The sequence below is a fragment of the Micromonospora arida genome (assembly GCF_003857035.1).
Classification (GTDB): domain Bacteria; phylum Actinomycetota; class Actinomycetes; order Mycobacteriales; family Micromonosporaceae; genus Micromonospora; species Micromonospora arida.
The window spans coordinates 1-5,602 of the sequence record NZ_QGSY01000049.1; the positions used below are offsets into that span (position 1 = coordinate 1).

General features: G+C 69.6%; 3 protein-coding genes. 1 reads left to right on the forward strand and 2 read right to left on the reverse strand.

What is annotated here, in order from left to right; genetic code table 11:
• Window positions 1-4: 4 nt before the first annotated feature.
• On the forward strand, window positions 5-820 hold the full coding sequence (locus DLJ58_RS00690; protein ID WP_124853382.1) for a crotonase/enoyl-CoA hydratase family protein: 816 nt from the start codon (window positions 5-7) through the stop codon (window positions 818-820).
• Here DLJ58_RS00690 and DLJ58_RS00695 read toward each other — a convergent pair.
• Together DLJ58_RS00695 and DLJ58_RS00700 are read right to left on the reverse strand one after the other, a co-directional pair.
• A complete protein-coding gene (locus tag DLJ58_RS00695; protein WP_124853381.1) occupies window positions 807-4,502 on the reverse strand; it encodes a discoidin domain-containing protein in 3,696 nt (1,231 codons plus the stop codon). The genes DLJ58_RS00690 and DLJ58_RS00695 overlap by 14 nt on opposite strands.
• Before the next feature lie 183 nt (window positions 4,503-4,685).
• On the reverse strand, window positions 4,686-5,602 hold a 917-nt coding region (locus tag DLJ58_RS00700), incomplete at its 5' end, for a discoidin domain-containing protein (RefSeq protein WP_208740748.1).

Consider the following 5,602-nt stretch of genomic DNA (forward strand, 5'->3'; position numbering starts at 1 on the left):
CGGGATGGGTGTGCGGGTGGAGCGGGTCGGTGCGGTCACCACGGTTGTGCTGGATCGGGCGGACTCTCGGAACGCCGTGGACGGTCCTACGGCTCGGGCGCTGGCGGACGCGTTTCGGGCCTTCGAGGCTGATCCGGACGCGTTGGTGGCCGTGCTCTGGGGCGCCGGTGGCACGTTCTGCGCCGGCGCCGACCTCAAGGCGATCGGCACACCGAGCGGCAACCGGGTCGAGCCGGAGGGGGACGGCCCGATGGGTCCGACCCGGATGACTCTCAGCAAGCCGGTGATCGCGGCGATCTCCGGGTACGCGGTGGCGGGCGGCCTCGAACTGGCGCTCTGGTGTGACCTGCGGGTCGCCGAGTCCGACGCGACACTCGGGGTCTTCTGCCGCCGCTGGGGAGTGCCGCTGATCGACGGTGGCACCGTCCGACTGCCCCGGCTGATCGGCGAGAGTCGGGCCATGGACCTGATCCTCACCGGCCGCCCGGTGCCGGCCGACGAGGCGTACACGATGGGGTTGGTCAATCGGTTGGTGCCGCCCGGCCAGGCGCGGGCCGCGGCCGAGGAGTTGGCGGCGGCGATCGCCCGGCATCCACAGACCTGCCTGCGCAACGACCGGGCGGCGCTGCTGGCCGGCGCGGGGCGAGGAGAGCCGGAGGCGCTGGCGACCGAGTTGGCGTACGGGATGGACTCGCTGACCACGGACGCTGCGGCCGGCGCGGCCCGGTTCGTGGCGGGCGAGGGTCGACACGGCGCGACGCCGCCGGGAGGGGTACGCCCCCCGGCGGCGTCGGCTACCGATCAGCTCAGTTGCGGTTGATGGTGAAGGTTGTCGTGGGGTTCTGGATGTCCACCGCGTTGTTGCTCAACCGGAGGTTGTTGAACGTGACCGACCCGACGGCCGGCCCCTGCCCGGCCTCCGGCATCGGGTTCGCCCAGATGGCGAAGCCGGACTTCGCGTCGTAGGCGTCCCCGCTCTTGCGGGCACCGCTGATCGAGACGTTCGTGAAGACCGTGTCGGTGATCGGGTTCTGCGGCTGCCCGCCGACGTAGTTGGTCTGGAACATGATGCCGCTGTAGGTCGGATCGATGATGTCGACATCGCTGACCCGGATGCCCTGGAACACCTTCGAGGCGGAGAAGACCCAGATCGCCGGGAAGGTCTGCCCACCCCAGAAGTGCCCACCGGCCCGCACGATCGAGATGTTCTCGAACCGGGTCGGCGGGTTGGCACCGAAGCCGTTCATCGGGTAGCCGAAGTCGAGCGAGCTGATGGTGATACCCGAGTAGACCAGGGTGTCCGCGATGTAGATGTTGCGGAACGTGTTGCCGTAGCCGCCGTACACGGCGACACCGGCGGCCCGCCAGGTGAGGGTCGAGGTCAGGTTCTCGTAGATGTTGTCCTTCATGTCGGCGCCGCCCGCGTCGATCGCCGAGAACAGCGCGAAGCTGTCGTCGCCGGTGGCCCGCGCGTCGTTGTTGCTGACCAGGTTGTTGGTGCTCCCGTTGGTCATGTTGATGCCGTCGGCGAACATGTTCCGGATCCGGGAGTTCTTGATCGTCATGTAGTCGGTGTTCGCGCCCCAGTAGAGGCACACCATGTGCTCGTTCCAGATGTTGTCGATCACGATGTTCGACACGTTGGCGAAGTCGAACACCTTGCCCGGACCGTCGATCCGGGAGGTGTAGTTGCCGAAGTAGGCGAAGTTCTTGAAGGAAGAGTTCGCCGCCGAGTTCTCGGCCCGGAAGCCGATGTCGGTGTTGTCCTGGCCCGACGGAGCGTTGAACCGGGTGTACCAGGGGCCGGCGCCGGTCACCTGGACCGCCTTGCCGTACACCTGGAACTTCGACGAGGTGGAGTAGTTACCGGCCGGCAGGTACACCCCGACCAGGTTGCCGGTGGTGTCCATCCGCACCCGGTCCAGGGCGTTCTGCACGTCCTGGTGGGTGAAGCCGGTCGGCGTGGTGTAGCGGGCCGGGTCCGGGTTGGCGATCGGCGACACCTGCTCGGTGTTGATGAAGTCGATCGCGTACGTGGTGGTGTTGGCCGGGTCCTTCTGGAGGCGGATCTTGCTGCCGGCCGGGACCGTGGAGTTGAGCATGACGTTGGCTTCGTCGTAGATGTGGCGCGGTCCGCCCGCGCTCGGCGAGTTGCCCGGGCTGGCCTCGTTGCCGTACAGCCAGGCGTACCGGGACGTCAGGTCGATGGCCTTGTGGAACGTGCCGTTGACGTAGACGTTGAGTGTCGAGTTGATCCCACCGCCGCCCGGCGCGTCCGGGATGGAGAAGCGGGTGACCAGCGTGTTGGTGCTGGCCCGGGTGGTGAACTCGACGTAGCTGCCGGTCGAGTTGAGGGTCACCGCGCGCCGACCGGACGCCTCGCCGGCCAGGTCGCCGACCTCCCGGTTCGGCCCGACGACGGCCGCGCCACCGCCGACCACGCCGTCCTCGGCCTCGTACATGTCGTACGGCATGTTGGCGCCGCGACCGACGAAGAGCGGGCGGTCACTCGTGTTGTTGGCCTGCTTCACCGGCAGCTCGTTGCCGTCCACGGCGAGCACCACCCGGACGGTGTACTTGCCGTTCGCGGCGGTCCAGGTGCCCAGGCTGATCGGGCCGACAGTGGCACCGGCGTTGATCACGCCGGAGTACGAGCCGGTCAGGGTACGGACCACGGTGCCGGACTCGTTGAGCACGGTCAGGGTGATGCCGTGCACACCGGACGCGGAAGCCTGGTTGCCGGCGTTGCGGATCGACACGGAGAAGGTCACCGTGTTGCCCGCCGACGGGTTGCCCGGCGACCAGGCGACCGCCGAGGCGACCAGGTCGGAGCTGGCGACCGCGGCGACGACCAACGGGCTGGGGTTCGTGTAGCTGTTGTTGGTGTCGTCCTGCTCGACGACGGTGTTCGACTCGTCGACCTTGGCGCTGAGCGGGTAGCTGCCCGAGTCCCGGGTGCCGATGCTGGCGCTGACAGTGGTCGAGGCACCGGCCGCGAGACCGCCGACCGAGGCCGTGCCCACCCGGGTGGATCCCAGGTAGAAGTTGACGTTGGTCGCGCCGGAGGCCGCCGAGCCCGCGTTACGCACCGTCGCGGAGAGCGTGATGGTGCTGGTCTCCACCGGTGCGGACGGGCTGAACGACATACCGGTCACGGTCAGGTCCGGGTTCGGGGCCGGGGTGCCGAAGACCTGGAACTCGGCCACCTGACCGGCCGGAGCACCGGTGTTCGAGGCGATCGAGAGCCGTACGTCGGCCGCCGCGCCGGAGACCGGGATGGTCACCGTGTTGCCGCTGCCCGGGTTGAAGCTGTAGTTCGCCGCGCCGACCAGGGTGGTGAAGTTCGACGAGCCCTGGTCCCGGCCGAGCACTGTGATGTTCTGGGTACGCGCGCCCCACGCCGAGTCCGGGTTCAGCTTGATCACTACCTGGCTGAGGCTGGCGTTCGCGCCGAGCTGCACGGTCAGCGTGCTCGGGTTGCCGTTGCCCTCCCAGTAGGTGGCCACGTTGTTGTCGTTGGCGTTGGTGGCCACGAACGTGTGCACGAACCCGGAGGCGGTGATCGGCTTGCCGATCGCCAGGTTGCTCCCTGTCGGCGGGTTGCCGGTGCCGGTGCGGGTCACGGTGTTGCTGTTCGCCGACTGGTTGCCGGCCGCGTCCTTGGCCCGCACGTAGTAGGAGACGGTGGCGCTGTCCGCCTGGCTGTCGGTGTACGTGAGCGTCGAACCGTTGACGCTGCCACGCAGCGCGCCGTTGGCGTAGACGTCGTAGCCGGTCACCCCGACGTTGTCGCTCGACGCCGACCAGGTGAGCCGGATCTGCCCGCTGGCCGGCTGGGTGTACGCCAGGTTGCCCGGCACGCTGGGCGCCTGGGTGTCGGTGCTGCCGGTCGCGCCGTACACCTCGAACTCGGAGAGCTGGGCGGCCGGCCAACCGGTGTTGCCGGTGACCTGCACGCGTACGTAGCGGGTGCTGGCGGCGGTGAAGCTGACGGTCGCGGTGTTGCCGCTGCTCGGGTTGAAGGTGTAGCCGGCGGACGCCTTCAGGGTGGTGAAGGACGAGCCGTTGGTCGAGCCCAACACCGACAGCGTCTGCGTACGGGTCTGCCAGTCCGACGCGGGGGGCAGCTTGAGCACCACCCGGTCCACGCTGACCGTGGCGCCCAGGTCCGCCTGGATCCACTGCGGGAACGCGTTGTTGGCGCTCTCCCAGTAGGTCGACGCGTTGCCGTCGTTGGCGTTGCCCGCCACGTAGTTCTGGTTGTAGCTGCTGGCGGTCATGGTGGCGGAGAGCCCGGCGAGCATGGCCACGCGGGCCGCGGCCGCGGACGGGTCGGCCACCGGTGCCGCGCTCGCCATGGGGGTGACGACCGGGGCGGTGGCGAGGAGCATCCCGGCGAGTACGCCGGCGAGCATGCGACGGCGGCCCGTGCGGGCGGTGCGGGGGACGGTGGTGGGCGTGCCGGTTGGCGGCGTGCCTCGTCTGGTGCCGTTACTGGACATGGGGTCGCTACACCTCTTTCGGGGGTGGGTGTGGGTGCGTTGCCCGGTGACGGGTGCAGGGGTACGCCCGTCGTTCCGCGACAGGTGGGGGACGGTGCGGGTTGGGTCGGGCGGCTGGCGCGGCGTTGCGCCGGGGCGCCCCGGACCGGGTGCCCCCGCCCGGTCCGGGCGGGGGCACCCGACCTAGCTGGAGTAGACCTCGAACTCGCTGAGCTGGCCGGCTGGCCAGCCGCTGTTGCCGGTGACGGTCAGCCGCAGGTACCGCTGGGTGGTCGCCGTGAAGGTCACTGTGACGGTGTTGCCGCTGGCCGGGTTGAAGCTGTAGCCGGCGGACGCCTTCAGCGTGCTGAACGTCGAGCCGTTGGTGGAGCCGAGCACCGCCAGCGTCTGCGTACGCGTCTGCCAGGCCGATGAGGGTGGGAGCTTCAGCACGACCCGGGACACCGACCGGTCGGCCCCCAGGTCCACAGTCAACGACTGCGGGAACGCGTTGTTGGCGCTCTCCCAGTAGGTGTTCGCGTTGCCGTCCACCGCGTTGGGGGCGGCGTACACGTCCGAGTGGCTGGTCTCGGTGATCGACCGTCCGGCCGCCAGGTTGCCGCTGGGCGGCGGCGTCGTCGGGGGCGGGGTGGTCGGCGGTGGCGTGGTCGGCGGCGGGGTGGTCTGGGTGCCGCCGTACACCTCGACCTCGGAGAGTTGCGCGGCCGGCCAGCCGGTGTTGCCGGTGACGGTGACCCGGATGTAGCGGCGGTCACCGGAGGGCAGCCCGATCGACACCGTGTTGCCCGAGCCGGGGGCGAAGACCCGACCGGCGGACGACGCCAGGGTGCTGTACGACGAGCCGTCGGTGGACCCGAGCACCGACAGGGTCTGGGTGCGTTGCTCCCAACCGCTGGGCAGCTTGAGCGCCACCCGGTCGACCGATCGGGATGCACCCAGGTCGATGGTGACCGACTGCGGGAATGCGTTGTTGGCACTCTCCCAGTACGTCGACGCGTTGCCGTCCACAACGTTGGCGGCCGTGTAGTTCTGGTTGGTGCTGGTCGCGGTCGTCGAGCGGCCCAGCGCCAGGTTTCCGCTGGTCGGGGGCGGGGTGGTCG

Excerpts from the sequence above, each read along its gene's own strand:
- DLJ58_RS00695 (WP_124853381.1), bottom strand. The coding sequence starts at position 4,502 with ATGTCCAGTAACGGCACCAGACGAGGCACGCCGCCAACCGGCACGCCC.
- DLJ58_RS00690 (WP_124853382.1), top strand. The coding sequence starts at position 5 with ATGGGTGTGCGGGTGGAGCGGGTCGGTGCGGTCACCACGGTTGTGCTG.